The sequence below is a fragment of the Alcaligenes sp. SORT26 genome, from assembly GCF_017377875.1.
GTDB classification, from domain to species: domain Bacteria; phylum Pseudomonadota; class Gammaproteobacteria; order Burkholderiales; family Burkholderiaceae_B; genus Alcaligenes; species Alcaligenes parafaecalis.
In genome coordinates, this window is sequence record NZ_CP070975.1 from 1,280,213 (window position 1) to 1,296,443 (window position 16,231).

Here is a 16,231-nt window from a genome sequence, read left to right on the forward strand (position 1 = left end):
TTCAAGCAGGTGCAGGCAACTCGGCCTGCACCTGCTCCAGAAACGCGCGTATGGCATGGCCTTGCGCGCGTTCTTTCAAACAGTACACAAACTCGCTCAAATGGGCCGAGACATCGCTTAAAGGCAGGCTGATGATGTCTGGATGCGCGGGCACTTCGCGCAAGGGCAACAGGCTGGCCCCCATCCCGCACACGACTCCCCAACCGATGGCCTCCCGACTCCCTATTTCCAGTAGCTGCGTCGGCTCCTGCCCTGCCTGACGGAACACCTGATGGCACAGCTCTCGCGTCATGGAACCTGATTCACGCATCAAGATGGGATAGCGGCACAACTCCACAATGCGCACACGCTGGCGATTCGCCAGAGGATGATCCACCCGCAACACGGCCACCAAGGGGTCCGACGCCAACAACAAACGCACCAGTCGCGGATCGTCGACCAGGGCCGAGGACGCAATCACATCCAATTGATAGTCGTGCAGGGCACTTAACACCCTTTGGGAGTTATCAATGCTCAAGCGCATCTTCACACCGGGGTAAGCCTGATGGAAATTGCGTAACACAGCCATGATGTAATACGGCCCGGTTGCCCCCACGCGCAGCATGCCACTTTTGAGATCACGCAGATCGCGCAAGCTGAAATCAATCTGCGCGGCCTGCTGCATTAATTGCTCAACTTGCGGCAAGAGGCGCTCCCCTTGCTGGCTCAGATATACGCCCTTGCCTTGCCGATAAAACAGCTCCACCCCGTAACGGGTTTCCAGTTGTCGCAGGTGTGAAGTGACGGTGGGCTGGCTGATGCCCAATTGTTGGGCCGCCTTGGTAATAGAGCCACAATGCGCCGTGGCATGAAAGGACTTGAGTTCCAGAGCCAGCATGCTGCTGCTCTCCTTGGGAAGAGGGAAAGCCCAAATTATCCGATGCTCGTATTACAGAAATTAGTTGTACTGTCATCGGGCCGCCATATACGCCTCCCATACTGACGTTCATGACATTCATGACAAGTCGGAACCCCGGGATGAGCGCCAAGCCAGCTTTTTTAACCATACAAGGACTGCACAAGCAGTTCGGCTCCTTTACCGCATTGGACCAGGTCAGCCTGGACATACAAGCCGGTGAACTGGTGTGTTTGCTGGGCCCCTCGGGCTGCGGCAAAACCACTCTGCTGCGCTGCATTGCCGGGCTGCAACAAGCCGATCAAGGCATCATCGTGATGGCAGGCCGAGACATTACACACCTGCCTCCACAACAGCGGGACTACGGCATTCTGTTCCAGTCCTACGCCCTGTTTCCCAACCTGACCGTGGCCCAGAATATTGCGTACGGCCTGTCGCCCCGCAAGAACCTGGCCAGTCAAGTGCGTCAGCGCGTATCGGAAATGCTGGATCTGGTGGGTCTGTCCGGCTCGGAAAACAAATACCCAGCACAACTGTCAGGCGGCCAGCAGCAACGCGTGGCCCTGGCCCGCGCGCTGGCGCCTTCGCCTTCGCTGCTTTTGCTGGATGAGCCCATGTCGGCTCTGGATGCTCAAGTGCGCGAGCGCCTGCGTATTGAGCTGCGCGCCCTGCAGAAACAACTGTCCATCACCACCTTGATGGTGACGCACGATCAGGAAGAGGCCATGGTGATGGCTGACCGGATAGCGGTCATGGAAAAAGGCCGTCTGGTGCAGTTTGATCGCCCCCAGGCCTTGTACCGCGCCCCGGCTGATCCCTTTGTGGCAGGCTTTATCGGAGAGGCCAACTGGCTGCCCTTTACTCCGCTGCATGACTGCTCGGTACGGGTGGAGCGTGTTCGCCTGGACCTGAGTCAGGAAGCCCCCAACACGGCTGGCCGCCTGTTCATTCGCCCTGAAAACATCCGGGTTCTGGATAACAACAGCCCCGCCAGCGCCACCAATACCTTTTTGGCGGACATTGTGGATGGCGTCTTTTTAGGTCGTCACTACAAGCTGATTTTGCGCCCCGAAGGCATGGACGGACTGACGGTCCAGGCCATCGTCAACCCCGAACAAGGCGACCGTTTGCTGGACCCTCTGGCCGCTCGCCGCTGCCGCATCCAGCTTCCTAGCGAGGCGCTGCATGCCCACCACTGATTCCGTGCCGCAGCCTGGCGCTGCCTCCCTGAACGCTGGCCGCCTGCACGCTGTGCCTGTTGCTGAAATGCCTGTGAAGAACCATCCCCTGACTCGTCCCGTCTTGCCTGTCTGGCTAGGTTCGGGAGCACGACGCGCTTTACTGATTGCCCTGTTCGCCCTGCTGGTCCTGTTCCTGGCCCTGCCCATGCTGTTCATTTTGCTGCGTGCCATTCAGGACAGCGAAGGCCAGTTAGTTGGCCTGGGCCAGTTCTGGTCCATCATCAGCGCCCCTGGTTTCATGTCTTTGGTAGGCCGCAGTGTGCTAGTGGGTTTCAGCACCTTGATCATTGTGATCCCCACGGCCTACGCCTTCGCCTTTGCACTGCAACGCTGCTGCATACGTGGCGCAGGCATGTTCCGGGCCCTGGGTCTCCTACCTTTGCTGGCTCCTTCCCTGATGCCCGGCCTGTCCCTGATTTATCTGTTTGGAAATCAAGGCCTGCTGCGCAGTTGGCTAGGTGGCGAAACAATTTATGGTTTCTGGGGCATTGTGCTGGGCGAAGCCTTCTACACCTTCCCCCACGCCTTGATGATTTTGAGCACCGGTCTGGCCCTGGCGGATGCCCGTCTGTATGACGCGGCCCGCGCTATGGGTGCCAACTCCTGGCGTCGTTTTCTGACGGTGACCTTGCCCGCCAGCCGCTACGCCGTTTTTTCTGCGGCCTGCCTGGTCTTTACGCTGACCGTGACCGACTTTGGTGTCCCTAAGGTCGTGGGTGGCTCCTACAACGTGCTGGCTATGGAAGCCTATAAAGCGGTAGTCGGGCAACTGCAGTTCTCCAAAGGCGCAGCCATTGGTGTGCTGCTGCTGATCCCTGCTGTGCTGACTTTCTTTCTGGACCGCCACCTGCGTGCCCGTGCCAGCGGTCAGGCTCAAGGCTCTCTCAGTGCGTACTCGCCCCTGCCTCATCGTCACCGCGACCGCTACTTTACCGCTGTGCTGATTCTGGTTTCCCTGGCAATTCTGACTATTGTGGGCATGGCGGTCTGGGCCTCGCTGATCAAGTTCTGGCCTTACAACCTGAGCCTGTCCCTGAAGTCCTACGACTTCAACAATATGGATGGTGGCGGCTGGCTGGCCTGGCGCAACAGCTTGACCATGGCCTTGTTTACCGCCCTGCTGGGTTCCGCCCTGATTTTCCTGGGTGCCTGGGTACTGGAAAAACTGCCTGCCCGTGGCCAGTCCGAAAAAGGCTTGTACGGCGTGCTGCAGATGCTGGCGCTGGCCCCTATGGCCATTCCCGGCCTGGTACTGGGACTGGGCTACATCTTCTTTTTCAATCACCCCAGCAACCCCTTGGCAGGCCTGTACGGCTCCATGACCTTGCTGGTGCTGTGTACCGTGATTCACCTGTATACCAGCGCCCACCTGAACTTTGTGACAGCATTGAAAGCCATCCCTGCCGAGCTGGAAGCGGCCGCCGCCTCTCTGAAAGCGCCGCGTCTGTCCACCTTGATGGGTGTGACCGTACCGCTGTGCCTGCCCGCTCTGCTGTCGGTATCGCGCTACCTGTTTGTCTCGGCCATGACGACTGTCTCTGCCGTAGTGTTTCTGTACAGCCCGCAAACCGTGCTGGCCTCGGTGGCGGTCATGAATATGGACGATGCGGGTTTTATTGGCCCGGCGGCTGCCATGTGTACCGTCATCATGCTCAGCTCCGGTTCTGTCTGCCTGCTGGTTCATGTTCTGAGCCGGGCCGCCCTGCGTCGCAGCCAGGCCTGGCGCTCCCCCTCTTCTCTTTCTCCAACCTGATAGGACCGCAATGCCATCCCCAACTTGCGCGAGTATGTCGCTTGATACGCCCTCCTCCCAGGCCCCTCGCCTTGAAGCCCTGATTTTTGACTGGGCCGGTACGCTGGTGGACTTTGGTTCCTTTGCTCCCACCCAAATTCTGGTTGAAGCCTTCAAATGCTTTGATCTGAACCTGAATCTGGACCAGGCCCGCAGTGCCATGGGCATTGGTAAATGGGATCACATCAAGGCCATGCTGGAACTGCCTGAAGTGCAGGCCCAGTTTGTCGCCCTGCACGACCGTGAGCCCGACGACAGCGATGTAGACCGCATCTACAACACCTTTTTGCCCATGCAAAACGAACGCGTGGGCGAGTTTTCCGCCGCCATTCCCGGTGCGCGTGAAACCTTGTCCTGGGCACGTCGCCAGGGCCTGAAGATCGGTTCCTGCTCCGGCTACCCACGTCTGGTTCTGGACAACCTCTTGCAGCACGCCCACCGTCAGCAAGTGTTTGTGGACTACCACGTCGCCTTTGACGAAGTCCCCCAGGCTCGCCCCTGGCCTGCCATGGCCCTGGAAAACGTGATTCGTCTGGAAATCAAGAATGTCGGTGCCTGCGTCAAGATTGACGACACACCCGTCGGCATTGAAGAAGGCCGCAATGCCGGTATGTGGACGGTTGGCTTGCTGCTTTCGGGCAATGCCGCCGGTCTGACTGAACTGGAATTTCTGGCCCTGGACGAGAAAAGCCGCCAAGACCTGCGTGATCGCGCAGCGGCCACCTTTGACCATGCCCTGCCCCATTACCTGATCGATACCGTTGCCCAACTGCCTGCTGTGATCGAACAGATCACCGAGCGGATGGCCCAGGGCGAATGCCCCAGCGACTCCCTCTAACCCGCCACACCCCCTTTTGCTGTCACAAGGACATTTCTTCCATGAAAACCATTGTTCTGAGCTCCCTGGCTGCCGCTTTGATGGGCGCCACTTCCCTGGCTCAAGCCGCCACCACCCTGACCGTGTACACCGCGCTGGAAGCCGATCAGCTCAAAGCGTACCAAGCGGCTTTCGAGGCCAAGAATCCCGATATCAAGATCCAGTGGGTGCGTGACTCCACCGGCATCATTACCGCCAAGCTGCTGGCTGAAAAGAACAACCCCAAGGCCGATGCGGTCTGGGGTCTGGCCGGTTCCTCGCTGGGCCTGATGGCCAGCCAGAACATGCTGCAACCCTACGCCCCTCAGGGCCTGGACAAGATCGACGCCAAAATGCGCGATCAAAGCAACCCGCCTAGCTGGGTTGGCATGGACGGCTTCGCGGCCGCCCTGTGCGTGAACACCGTTGAGCTGGAAAAGAACAAGCTGCCTATGCCCACTTCCTGGGAAGATCTGACCAAGCCTGCCTACGCGGGCAAGATCGTCATGCCTAACCCCGCTTCCTCGGGTACCGGCTTTCTGGATGTAAGCGCCTGGCTGCAACTGTTTGGTGAAGACAAGGGCTGGGCCTTCATGGATGGTCTGCACAAGAACATCGGCGCCTACACTCACTCCGGCTCCAAGCCTTGCAATATGGCAGCTGCTGGCGAATACGCCATTGGTGTGTCCTTTGACTACCGTGGCGCTCGTCTGAAAGAAGAAGGCGCTCCACTGGAACTGGTGTTCCCCAAAGAAGGTCTGGGCTGGGAAATTGAAGCCGCTGCCATCATGAAAGGCACCAAGAACCTGGAAGCCGCACAGAAACTGGCTGACTTCTCCGCCAGCGAAGAAGCCAACCACCTGTACAAGACCAACTTTGCCGTGTTGGCCATTCCTTCCATCGCCACCGCCAACCCGCACCTGCCGGCAGACCTGAACCAGCGTCTGATCGACAACAACTTCGTCTGGGCCGCTGAAAACCGCGAGCGCATCATCGAAGAGTGGACCAAGCGTTACGACGGCAAATCGGAAGCCAAGAAGTAATGAGCACACAACACTACGATGTCATCGTGGTGGGGGGCGGCATCCTGGGCATGGCACATGCCTGGGCGGCTGCCCGCCGCAAGCTCAGCGTGGCTGTGCTGGAGCGCAGCCACCAGGCCCAAGGCGCCACCATACGTAATTTTGGTCAGGTACTGGTGACCGGTCAGGCACCGGGCATCATGATGGATCTGGCTCGCCAAAGCCGCGGCCTGTGGCTGGATCTGGCGGCACAAGCCGGTTTCCATGTACGCAGCAATGGTTCGCTGGTACTGGCACGCAATCATCTGGAACTGGAACTGCTGGAAGACTTTGCCCAGGGCCGTGCCAAAGATGAAGGCGTGGCCTGCCAGATGCTGAACGGCAAGGAACTGGCGGCTTTATTTGATGGCCGTTTGGGGCATCACCACGGTGCGCTGCAAGGTCTGGATGATTTGCAGATTTACTCGCGCGACGCCCTGCCCGCCATTACCAGCAGCCTGCAAGCCATGGGCGTGGATGTGTACACCCAGGCGCATGTGCACTATGCGCAAGAAGGTCAGGTACACAGCAGCGTGGGCAACTTCACGGCTAACAGCATTTTTGTGTGCCCCGGTCACGACTACAGCAGCCTTCACCGCGAACTGCTGGATACCGTCAAACCGTCGGTAACACGTTTGCAAATGCTGAAAGTGCGCGCACAAGATGCGGGCTGGGCCTTGGATAGACCTTTGCTGACGGGCTTGTCCTGCCTGCACTACGGTGCCTTCAGCGATCTGCCTCTGGCCGACACGCTGCGCGAGCAAGTACAGCAACGTCATGGTGTTTTGCTGGATCAAGGGATTCACTTGCTGATCAGCCCCACCCCAGAGGGTGATCTGATTATTGGTGATTCGCATGACTACGGCCAGCAAGCCAGCCCCTTCAATCAGGAAGACACGGACCAGTACTTGCTGGCCCTGGCGGAAACCGTGCTGGGTTGCCCGGTACAGGTGCTGCAACGCTGGCAAGGTGTGTACGGTGCCAAGGGACCGGCTCCGTTTTCTGTCTTGCAAGCGGATGGCAGCACACAAGTGACAGTCATGCATACCGGCCTGGGAATGACGACGGGTCTGGCTATTGGTGAACGCAATATCTCGGCTCGCTACGATTGATGAGTTCATTGGCTCCTTGGCCGCTTGAACAAGGTGGCTTAGGTAGTCTGAGTGATCTGCTAGTTTGTACAGCAAGATAGATCCTGGCCCTGCCAAACACCCGGGCCAAACAAAAAACGCGCAGCTTGAGCTGCGCGTTTTTCTTGCTATCAAGCGATATCCCAACCTCGCCCTCCTGTCCTCAGGTATTTCATTGGAAATTTTTGCAAAAAAATCCAATATAGTGGAATAGAATAACTGCCACGACAAACCAACACGGCGGGTAAATGAGCACCGACGATATTAATACCCGCATTGCCAAACGCGTACGCGAGCTACGTCAATTACGCCCGGAAACCATTGATTCCCTGGCCAGCAAAAGTGGTGTCAGCCGCTCCATGATTTCCTTGATTGAACGCGCCGAGGCCAATCCCACGGCCGTCATTCTGGAGAAGCTGGCGGCTGGTTTGGGTGTGTCCATGGCCGCCCTGTTCGAGTCCGAAGAAACGGCTGACAAGCAAAACCCACTGGTACGCCGTACCGATCAGGCTCTATGGAGAGACCCGGAATCCGGCTACATCCGGCGCACCCTGTCCCCTCCCAATTGGCCCAGCAGCCTGCATCTGGCCGAAATCCATTTTCCAGCGGGCAGCAGCGTCACCTATGAAGCCAGTGGCCGCAAACATCCGCTGGAACAACAGATCTGGGTTCTGCAAGGGCAAATCGAAATCACCCATGGCTCGCAACAGTACTCGCTGAAAAGCGGAGATTGCCTAGCCCTGCGTTTTTATCTGCCCATGAGCTTTAGCAATCCACACAGCCAGGCCGCCAAGTACCTCGTCGCGATTGGCGATGAAACCCTGGCCTACCCCATGACAGGAAGGCAGCAATGAAAGACAGTGACAGCGGGTTGCGTTTTATAGACTGCAATGAAGAACAGCATGCAGCCGCTATTTTGGCGATCCTGAACGACGCCATCGTGAACTCCACCGCGCTTTACGACTATGTGCCGCGCCCGCCCGAAGCGATGGTGAGCTGGTTTGCCACCAAACGCGCCAACGGTTTTCCGGTGGTCGGCGTCATTGACGATTCAGGCACACTGATGGGCTTTGCCAGTTGGGGCAGCTTCCGCGCCTTTCCCGCCTACAAATACACCATGGAACACAGCGTCTATGTGCACCCGGAGCATCGCGGCAAAGGGCTGGGCAAGATTCTGATGCAGGAGCTGATTATCCGTGCCCGCCTGGCTAATGTGCATACGCTGGTGGGCTGTATTGATGCCAGCAATGCGGGCAGTATCCACCTGCATAAAAGCCTGGGTTTTACGCATTCGGGCACCTTCAAGGAAGTGGGTTTCAAGTTTGGCCGCTGGCTGGATGCCGCTTTTTACCTGCTCACGCTGGATACGCCCGCCGAGCCGGTGGACGGTTAAGGCGTAAAAAAACCATCGCGGCCTGGGCCTGCGATGGTTTTCAATTAAACCGTTTACCGCGGTATCAGGCACTGGCTTTCGGTTTTTCGTAACAGACGGCGAAGGCGATCAGGCCCAGCACAATACTGAAAACACCCACACCCACCGCCACCGAGGCAAGCAAGCCCAAACCTATGGCCATAAACACGCCCGGAAAGGCGTAGCTGCGCAACCAGGAGGGTTGCTTGGGAACAAGAAAGAGCCCCAGAAACAAAAACCAGGGCATCACAATCGTCCAGAACAGACTGTCCATTAGTACGTCACGCATCATTATTCCATTCAAGTAGGAGGGGCTTGGGCAAGCGATCAAGATGCTCGCCTTTCTGAGTGGATTGTAAACGTCCTGCGGCTGGCCTCCCAGCATGGGCGACTGTTATAAGAGAGAATTATTGTTTCATGGCTAAAGGACCCACTATGAGCATGCTTAGCTTGACCAGCGCAGACCAGCACCATTTTCAAGCCTATGCCGTAGGCGATGAGCAGGCCGAGCACGGCCTGATTGTGTTGCAGGAAATTTTTGGGGTGAATCAGCATATACGCAACACCTGTGACCGCTTTGCCGAGCAAGGCTACCGAGTGCTGTCCCCCGCCCTGTTCGACCGACAAGAGAAAAATGTACAACTGGGCTATACCGCCGAGGACGTACAAGCGGGTCTGGCGCTGCGCAATGGCATTGCTCTGGATAAAACCTTGCTGGATATTCAGGCCTGTGTGGATGCCCTGGGTTCGCGCAAGATTGGCATTGTGGGTTACTGCTGGGGCGGTTCACTAAGCTGGCTGGCCGCCTGCCGCTTGCAGGGTCTGAAAGCCGCCAGTTGCTGGTATGGCTCACAGATTGCCCAGAACGCTCACGAGCAGCCGCAGATTCCGGTACAGATGCATTTCGGGGCGCAGGATCACTCCATTCCTGCCAGTGCGATTCAGACCATTAAAGAAGCGCAGAAAGACGTGACCATTTACGTATATGAACCGGCCGGACATGGTTTTGGCTGTGATCACCGCCCCGATTTCCACGAAGCGTCCTACAAGCAGGCGCAAGAACGTACACTGGCTTTCTTTGCCGAACATCTGCGTTAATCCCCATGCTTGAATCCAGCGACGACCTGCTTGCCCTGTTGAACACCCCCATGCCCTATGGCAAATACAAAGGTCGGCTGCTGGCCGACCTGCCGGGGCACTATCTGAACTGGTTTGCCCGCGAGGGCTTTCCCTCCGGGCGGCTGGGACAGTTGTTGGCCCTGATGCACGAGCTGGATCACAACGGCCTGAAATCCCTGCTGGACCCCTTGCGCCCCCGCCGCAACTAAAAAGCCGGGACAAGCAGCCGCAACAAATACCTTACTGCTGAGCAGGCTGCAACGGTATGTCGCCGTACAGCTTGCTACTATCAAGGCTTCCTCTACACCCCATTGTGAAGGACGTCATGACAACCGCTCTATCTGATTTTCCCATTACCAAAAAATGGCCTGCTCAGCACCCTGAGCACCTGCAGTTGTACTCCTTGCCCACGCCCAACGGCGTCAAGGTTTCCATCATGCTGGAAGAAATTGGCCTGCCCTACGAACCGCATCTGGTCAGCTTTGACCGCAATGACCAGCTCAGCCCCGAGTTCATCTCACTAAGCAGCAACAACAAGATTCCAGCCATCCTGGACCCGAATGGTCCCGACAATCAGCCACTGGCCTTGTTCGAGTCCGGTGCCATCTTGATCTATCTGGCTGAAAAATCCGGTCAACTGCTCTCTGCCGACCCTGCCCAGCGCTATGAAACCCTGCAATGGCTGATGTTCCAGATGGGCGGTGTAGGCCCCATGTTTGGTCAGCTAGGTTTCTTCCACAAATTTGCCGGTAAAGACTTTGAGGACAAGCGCCCCCGCGACCGCTACGTCAGCGAATCCAAACGTCTGCTGGGTGTGATCGACAAGCACCTGGAGGGCAAGGACTGGATGGTGGGCAATAGCTATTCCATCGCTGATATTGCCCTGTTCCCCTGGATTGCCAACCTGATCGGTTTTTACGGGGCAGGCGAGTTGGTGGAGTACGCGCAATTCGAGAATGTAGCCCGTGTTCTGGCGCAATTTCAGGCCCGTCCGGCGGTGCAACGCGGTCTGAATATTCCAGCCCGTGATTAATGGATAAGCCGCGCCAATCAGTGCTTATAAGCCAATTTGCAATAGCCCTGCTATTAAACTGGTCTTGTTTGTATCGCTAGTCGCCAGTCCGTACAATTGGTCCCCTAAACATCCTGCGCAAGCGGTACTATTCCGTTTGCTTGGCTTGTTCATCAATCAAAAAACCAGTCTGCTCATAGAGCGGATACAGGCAAATCCACCAGCCTGATGAGCAAGCCTTTCAAAGCCCTGGATTCTTTCCAGGGCTTTTTTTTGTGTACGATTTGGTGCCCCCATTGCTATGCTTTTTGCTCCTTGCACACTTGCCAGAGCAGAGCCATGAAAGCACATCACTATGAATTGTTGATCAACTGGACCGGCAACACCGGAAGCGGCACCCGCACACTCCGTTCCTATTCACGCAACCATGACGTGGCGGCGGCCGGTCTGGGTGCCATTGCAGCTTCTTCAGACCCTGCTTTCCGAGGTGATCCAAGCCGTTGGAACCCCGAGCAGCTTTTCCTGGCATCGATCGCTCAGTGCCATATGCTGTGGTACTTGGGGATGGCGGCAGAAGCTGGCATTGTGGTTACGGCCTACGAAGACCGCCCTGCCGGGTGCATGATCGAAGAAACCAACGGGGCCGGGCAATTCGAGAGTGTTACCTTGCGTCCACTTGTCACGATCACGCCGGACAGTGACGTCGCCCTGGCCAAAGGGCTTCATGATCGTGTGGGCGAATACTGCTTTATTGCTCGCTCCATCAAAACTCCGATTCACCATGAAGTCACCATTCAGGTGGAGCAGTTGTAGATCGCGAACCCGACATCGCTACCGTCCTGCAAGATACGCAGACTACATTGCCGGAGTCCAGAAACTCCGGCAGCAGACATAGCAATTACACCGCAGGCAAAGGGATGAACTGATCGTCATCCAGCGGTGGCAAGCTGATACGACCGTTGACCCAATCGTCCTTGGCCTGCTCGATGCGGTCCTTGCGCGAGGACACGAAGTTCCACCAGATATGGCGTGGGCCCAAGGGTTCGCCGCCCAGCAGCATCAAATGGCTGTGTTGCTCGGCAACAATACGAGGGCTGTCGCCTTTGGCGAACACCAGCATCTGGCCTGCCGGATAGCGTTGCCCACCCACTTCCAGCCCGCCCTTACAGACATAAATAGCCCGTTCGTCGTGACCGGTCGGCAATGGCACGGACTGGCCCGCTTGCACGCGCAGCTCCATATAGAACAGGGGCGAGTCCACGCTGACGGGGCTGCACAGACCCAAGGCTGAACCGGCAATCAGGCGCCCCTCTAATCCGGTGTCTTGAATCAGCGGCAGTTGATCCGCTTCATAATGCACAAAATCCGGGGCTTGCTCTTCCTTATGCTCAGGCAGCGCCACCCAGGCCTGGATACCATCCATGCGGCCACCGTGGGCACGCATGGGCTCAAAACGCTCGGAATGGCTGATGCCTGAACCCGCTGTCATCCAGTTAAGCGCACCGGGCTTAATTTCCTGCTCCACGCCCAGACTGTCGCGGTGCGTCATGGCCCCTTCAAACAGATAGGTCACGGTAGACAAGCCGATATGCGGGTGTGGCAGCACATCGTTCTCTGGTCCCACCGGTGCCGTCAGTTCTTGCGGCCCCATGCGATCAAAGAAAATGAAAGGCCCCACCATACGCCGTTGGCGAAAGGGCAAAACGCGCCCCACTTCAAACGCACCAATGCTGTGCTGACGTTGCGGAATAAGCAGCTCGACCATAGACACCTCTACTGGGAAGTCGCAAAAATACAATCCCGATTACTATACTCTGCTCCCTGACTTGTTCGCCCTGCCCCACATGTCCACGCTCTCCCTCTTTGACCCGGACCCCGGCAACATCCTGACCCTGGCACCCGGCCTGATCGCCCTGCCCGGCTTGGCCCTGCCCTATGCGTCTGCCTTGGCAGAGGCGGTTAAAGAGGTCGTCCACCTTGCCCCCTGGCGTCACATGCAAGTCCCTTCTGGCCACCGCATGTCAGCCGCCCAAAGCAGTTGCGGAGCCCTGGGGTGGATATCGGATGAACTGGGCTACCGCTACAGCTCCATCGACCCGCAAAGCGGTGTGGCCTGGCCTGCGCTACCCAAGGCGTTCCAAGACTTGCTGGCACTCATTGCCCATGAATCCGGCCAGGGCCCGTTTATGCCCGACACCTGCCTGATCAATTACTACGACGAGCAGGCGCATATGTCCCTGCATCAGGACAGGAACGAACGCGATTTGCAGCACCCGATTGTCTCGGTGTCCCTGGGCCGTGAAGCCTTGTTTTTATGGGGGGGTGCAAAGCGTACTGATCCGGTACGGACACTGCGTTTGCGTGATGGTGATGTGCTGGTCTGGTGGGGGCCATCCAGACTGAATTTTCATGGGATACGCAGACTGGAAGGCCCGGCCCATCCGCTCTGGGGCACGGGACGGGTCAATCTGACATTCAGAAAAGCAGGCTAAGCCTGGGCGATTAGCCTAGCTCGGGCGGTGCAAAGCGGCGGTTTTCCAGCACCGGCAGAATACGTCGTGCATACGCCAGACGCTCGCGATCCAAATCCACCAGGAGCATGGTTGGGGTTTCGGCTGCCTGGGCCACGATCACTCCCAAGGGGTCGACCACCAGACTTTGCCCAATATTGCGCTCCCCACACTCCCCGACTGCGACCATATACGCCGTGTTTTCCAAGGCACGAGCCGTCGTCAATACACGCCAGTGGTGTTCCTTCAAAGGCCCTTTCAGCCAGGCCGACGGCGCCAGCAGGACTTGGGCCCCATCCACACACAAGCGTCGGGCCAGTTCCGGAAAACGCAGGTCGTAGCAAGTCATCAGACCCACTTTGAAACCGGCAACTTCGATCAAGGCCGGGACCTCGGTGCCAGGCTGAACATAGCGCGACTCCTGCACCGAGAAAGCATCGTACAAATGCAGCTTGTTGTAATGCGCCAGGACCTGGCCGTCACGCAGTACCACCAAGGTATTCCAGACCTTGCCTTCGTCTGCAGGAGTATGGATGCAGAAGACCACGGTCAAATCAGTATCGCGGGTGGCCGCACTCAAACGGCTAACAAACTCTCCATCCAGGGCCTGGGCGGATTTCAAGACCAGCTCAGGATCGGCCACATTGCGGGCCAAGACGCCCTCGGGCAGGACCAAAAGCTGGGCTGATGAGCGGATGGCTTGCTCAATCAAGCCCAGGCAGGTGCTCAGGTTTTCCTGCGAATCTTTGGACACGGCCATTTGGCCCAATGCAACTTTCATGACCTACTCCTTGGGTGTGCTGCCTAAGCAATTCTAACGCAGCCACCGGGCTTGACCAGCCAGAAGCTGGAGTCGCAAAAACTGATCGCCAGACGGCCATATGTAAAAAAACCACGGACCCAGCCCTGCGTATTCACCTCTCTTTTCATCATGTAAAAATTGAGACATAAACTGAAATTAAAAAATGAGCTTTATTTCTGTCAATACCCTGAAAGTGTTTAACCACACTAAACACTTGATGATAATTAAAGGAAATTTCAGAGATACGGGCTTGGTCATTAAGCGACAGGGACCTGAAACAAAGCATACGTTGACACACAGACGGCAATAAGTATCAGGGCAATCAATTCACGCTCCATTGTCACCAGTGCCATTCAATTTTTTTTATCCTAATTAGATCAAATCACAAACTGATTCTTTCCTTTGTTCCATCCGCAATCAAAAACATATAACAATGAGATATAAAAAACTTTTATGTTTGCAATGCAATATAGGTTATATAAATCAAGAAAAATGAACCGCTATTAAACCGGACAAAAGAGGAAAATCTTGCTGACAGGACTTGATCGGAGAGCTCCAGATCCTCCCAATCATTCTTTATTTATAGCGATAAACCTCAAAAAAATATGACCGGACATAATTAATATTTACGAACAGCCACTAAATAAGAAACCCATCAGAACAAAATAAAAAACCCAAAAAACAATGGGCCTGGTACGTAAAAGTACAGGCCCACTCATAAATCAGCATGGCTGTTGCAGCCCGCGTCCCAAGCCCTCGCAACAAGCCGGAAAGCCGCTTTGACATTGGACTGTCAATGCACTGATGATTGAAATTCAAAATAACAAGAATAAAAAAAACCCCCGATTTCTTGCAAAATCAGGGGAAAGCTACCACAGGAAAATGATTGGATACTAAACACCCAATAACGTGATTCTATATAAAAAATATAAAAAAATCTGCATACGTTGTTTAGGGCTGACGCTATAGATAGATAAATTAATTTGTGCTGGGACGTAATAAAAATCAAAAAGTTAAAGAAGTGCGTCAATTCCTTACAGTTACATGGCCTTATTACTTGCCCTGAAAATCTTGAGCCTTGCCCTATGACTGCGCGACAATACGGTCTCTTACGGGTTGGACACACCAACCCTCTTGTTTCTCAGGCTCCTATCTTGTCTTCCTCACACTCTTCTTTATCCTCCCGCCAAATTTTGTTGGCCATTCTGGCCCTGGCGGTGGGTGGCTTTTCCATTGGCACCGGCGAATTCGTCATCATGGGCTTGCTGCCCGATGTGGCGCAGGATCTGGGTATCGATATTCCTACCGCAGGCCACTTGATCAGTGCCTACGCGCTGGGCGTGGTGATCGGCGCACCCGTTCTGGCTGTGCTGGGCGCTCGCTGGCCCTGGCGTCGTTTATTAATTGCCTTGATGGGCGCCTATGCCGTGGGCAATTTCCTGACTGTTATCGCCCCCACCTATGAAACTGTCTTGATCACCCGCTTGCTGGCAGGTTTGCCGCATGGCACTTACTTTGGTGTCGCCGCTTTGGTTGCAGCCCGTCTGGTGCCTCCCCATCGCCGGGCACAGGCCGTGGCATACGTGATGCTGGGCCTAACGGTCGCCACCCTGGTGGGCGTGCCTATCGCCACCACCTTGGGGCAGTGGCTTAGCTGGCAAGCCGCCTTTACCTTTGTCAGTCTGATTGCCTTGCTCTCCATGGGCTTGGTACTGCGCTTTGTGCCCTTCGTGCCCGCCAATACCCTGGCCAGCCCTTTACGCGAATTGGGCGCGCTGAAACGCAAGCAGGTCTGGCTGACACTGGGCATAGGCGCCATCGGCTTTGGTGGCATGTTCTCGGTATTCAGCTACGTCAAATCCACCTTGATGGAATTGGCCGGTCTGTCGGCCAGCGCGATTCCTGTCGTACTGGCCTTGTTCGGCGTCGGGATGGTCATCGGCAATTTGCTGGGTGCCCGCTATGCCGACCGCTTTCTGGATCGCAGCATCCGTCTGGTGCTGATCTGGGCGACTGCTGTGCTCTTGTTGTTCATGGTGACAGCGCACCACCCTATTCTTGGCCCCCTGAATATCATGCTGATCGGCACCCTGGTGGCTTTGGGCCCGGCTTTGCAGATTCGCTTGATGGATGTGGCCGGTGATGCCCAAACCCTGGCCGCGGCGCTGAACCACTCGGCCTTCAATATGGCCAATGCGCTGGGTGCCTGGTTGGGTGGTCTGACTATTGCTGCAGGCTGGGGCTGGACATCGACAGCCTGGGTGGGCGCTTTGCTCGCTCTGGGCGGCTTGGCCTTGCACACGATTTCGCTACGCATCAAAGAATAAAGCAAGACTATTCCAGAGCAGCCTGACTCATCAGAAAATAGGCTGCTGTCAGGCTTTGCTGGCCCACTCCTACCC

At 56.4% G+C, this 16,231-nt stretch carries 17 protein-coding genes; 13 read left to right on the forward strand and 4 right to left on the reverse strand.

Annotation, left to right across the window (positions count from 1 at the left end):
- Position 1 precedes the first annotated feature (1 nt).
- Complete coding sequence (locus JYG33_RS05975; RefSeq protein WP_207875093.1) at positions 2-877, reverse strand: LysR substrate-binding domain-containing protein; 876 nt, start codon at positions 875-877, stop codon at positions 2-4.
- Between the two features lie 140 nt (positions 878-1,017).
- On the opposite strand from JYG33_RS05975, the gene JYG33_RS05980 reads away from it, so the two are divergent.
- From JYG33_RS05980 to JYG33_RS06010, 7 genes are all read left to right on the forward strand, one after another.
- Positions 1,018-2,094 (forward strand): putative 2-aminoethylphosphonate ABC transporter ATP-binding protein, encoded by a 1,077-nt coding sequence (locus JYG33_RS05980; RefSeq protein ID WP_207875094.1) that lies wholly within the window; start codon positions 1,018-1,020, stop codon positions 2,092-2,094.
- Positions 2,081-3,889: a putative 2-aminoethylphosphonate ABC transporter permease subunit gene (locus JYG33_RS05985; RefSeq protein ID WP_207875095.1), complete on the forward strand. Its 1,809-nt coding sequence runs from the start codon at positions 2,081-2,083 to the stop codon at positions 3,887-3,889. The genes JYG33_RS05980 and JYG33_RS05985 overlap by 14 nt, the downstream gene beginning before the upstream one ends.
- 34 nt (positions 3,890-3,923) lie before the next feature.
- A complete protein-coding gene (gene phnX, locus JYG33_RS05990; RefSeq protein WP_207875096.1) occupies positions 3,924-4,766 on the forward strand; it encodes a phosphonoacetaldehyde hydrolase in 843 nt (280 codons plus the stop codon).
- Between the two features lie 41 nt (positions 4,767-4,807).
- The gene (locus JYG33_RS05995; RefSeq protein ID WP_207875097.1) at positions 4,808-5,827 is read left to right on the forward strand and encodes a putative 2-aminoethylphosphonate ABC transporter substrate-binding protein; all 1,020 of its coding nucleotides are present in this window, start codon (positions 4,808-4,810) and stop codon (positions 5,825-5,827) included.
- Complete coding sequence (locus JYG33_RS06000) at positions 5,827-6,957, forward strand: TIGR03364 family FAD-dependent oxidoreductase (protein ID WP_207875098.1); 1,131 nt, start codon at positions 5,827-5,829, stop codon at positions 6,955-6,957. The genes JYG33_RS05995 and JYG33_RS06000 overlap by 1 nt, the downstream gene beginning before the upstream one ends.
- Positions 6,958-7,223: 266 nt before the next feature.
- Positions 7,224-7,829: an XRE family transcriptional regulator gene (locus JYG33_RS06005; RefSeq protein WP_207875099.1), complete on the forward strand. Its 606-nt coding sequence runs from the start codon at positions 7,224-7,226 to the stop codon at positions 7,827-7,829.
- The gene (locus tag JYG33_RS06010) at positions 7,826-8,368 is read left to right on the forward strand and encodes a GNAT family N-acetyltransferase (RefSeq protein WP_207875100.1); all 543 of its coding nucleotides are present in this window, start codon (positions 7,826-7,828) and stop codon (positions 8,366-8,368) included. Before JYG33_RS06005 ends, JYG33_RS06010 begins: the two co-directional genes overlap by 4 nt.
- Positions 8,369-8,432: 64 nt before the next feature.
- On the opposite strand, the gene JYG33_RS06015 is transcribed toward JYG33_RS06010, so the two are convergent.
- A complete protein-coding gene (locus tag JYG33_RS06015; RefSeq protein WP_222667121.1) occupies positions 8,433-8,675 on the reverse strand; it encodes a hypothetical protein in 243 nt (80 codons plus the stop codon).
- Between the two features lie 146 nt (positions 8,676-8,821).
- Here JYG33_RS06015 and JYG33_RS06020 point away from each other — a divergent pair, with 146 nt between their 5' ends.
- The 4 genes from JYG33_RS06020 (at position 8,822) to JYG33_RS06035 (ending at position 11,330) form a co-directional block, all read left to right on the forward strand.
- On the forward strand, positions 8,822-9,484 hold the full coding sequence (locus JYG33_RS06020; RefSeq protein WP_207875102.1) for a dienelactone hydrolase family protein: 663 nt from the start codon (positions 8,822-8,824) through the stop codon (positions 9,482-9,484).
- 5 nt (positions 9,485-9,489) lie between these two features.
- Positions 9,490-9,714 (forward strand): DUF3820 family protein, encoded by a 225-nt coding sequence (locus tag JYG33_RS06025; protein ID WP_207875103.1) that lies wholly within the window; start codon positions 9,490-9,492, stop codon positions 9,712-9,714.
- Between the two features lie 116 nt (positions 9,715-9,830).
- A complete protein-coding gene (locus JYG33_RS06030) occupies positions 9,831-10,538 on the forward strand; it encodes a glutathione binding-like protein (protein WP_207875104.1) in 708 nt (235 codons plus the stop codon).
- A 318-nt stretch (positions 10,539-10,856) separates the two neighbouring features.
- Positions 10,857-11,330 (forward strand): OsmC family protein, encoded by a 474-nt coding sequence (locus JYG33_RS06035; protein ID WP_207875105.1) that lies wholly within the window; start codon positions 10,857-10,859, stop codon positions 11,328-11,330.
- An 85-nt stretch (positions 11,331-11,415) separates the two neighbouring features.
- Here the strand turns inward: JYG33_RS06035 and JYG33_RS06040 are convergent, their stop codons facing one another.
- On the reverse strand, positions 11,416-12,282 hold the full coding sequence (locus JYG33_RS06040; RefSeq protein WP_207875106.1) for a pirin family protein: 867 nt from the start codon (positions 12,280-12,282) through the stop codon (positions 11,416-11,418).
- Positions 12,283-12,361: 79 nt separating this feature from the next.
- On the opposite strand from JYG33_RS06040, the gene JYG33_RS06045 reads away from it, so the two are divergent.
- Positions 12,362-13,009, forward strand: a complete 648-nt coding sequence (locus tag JYG33_RS06045; RefSeq protein WP_207875107.1) for an alpha-ketoglutarate-dependent dioxygenase AlkB — start codon at positions 12,362-12,364, stop codon at positions 13,007-13,009.
- Between the two features lie 10 nt (positions 13,010-13,019).
- Here JYG33_RS06045 and JYG33_RS06050 read toward each other — a convergent pair whose 3' ends face one another.
- Positions 13,020-13,808: a deaminated glutathione amidase gene (locus JYG33_RS06050; protein ID WP_207875108.1), complete on the reverse strand. Its 789-nt coding sequence runs from the start codon at positions 13,806-13,808 to the stop codon at positions 13,020-13,022.
- Between the two features lie 1,175 nt (positions 13,809-14,983).
- Here JYG33_RS06050 and JYG33_RS06055 point away from each other — a divergent pair.
- The gene (locus tag JYG33_RS06055) at positions 14,984-16,156 is read left to right on the forward strand and encodes an MFS transporter (RefSeq protein WP_243430285.1); all 1,173 of its coding nucleotides are present in this window, start codon (positions 14,984-14,986) and stop codon (positions 16,154-16,156) included.
- The last annotated feature ends 75 nt before the right edge of the window (positions 16,157-16,231 follow it).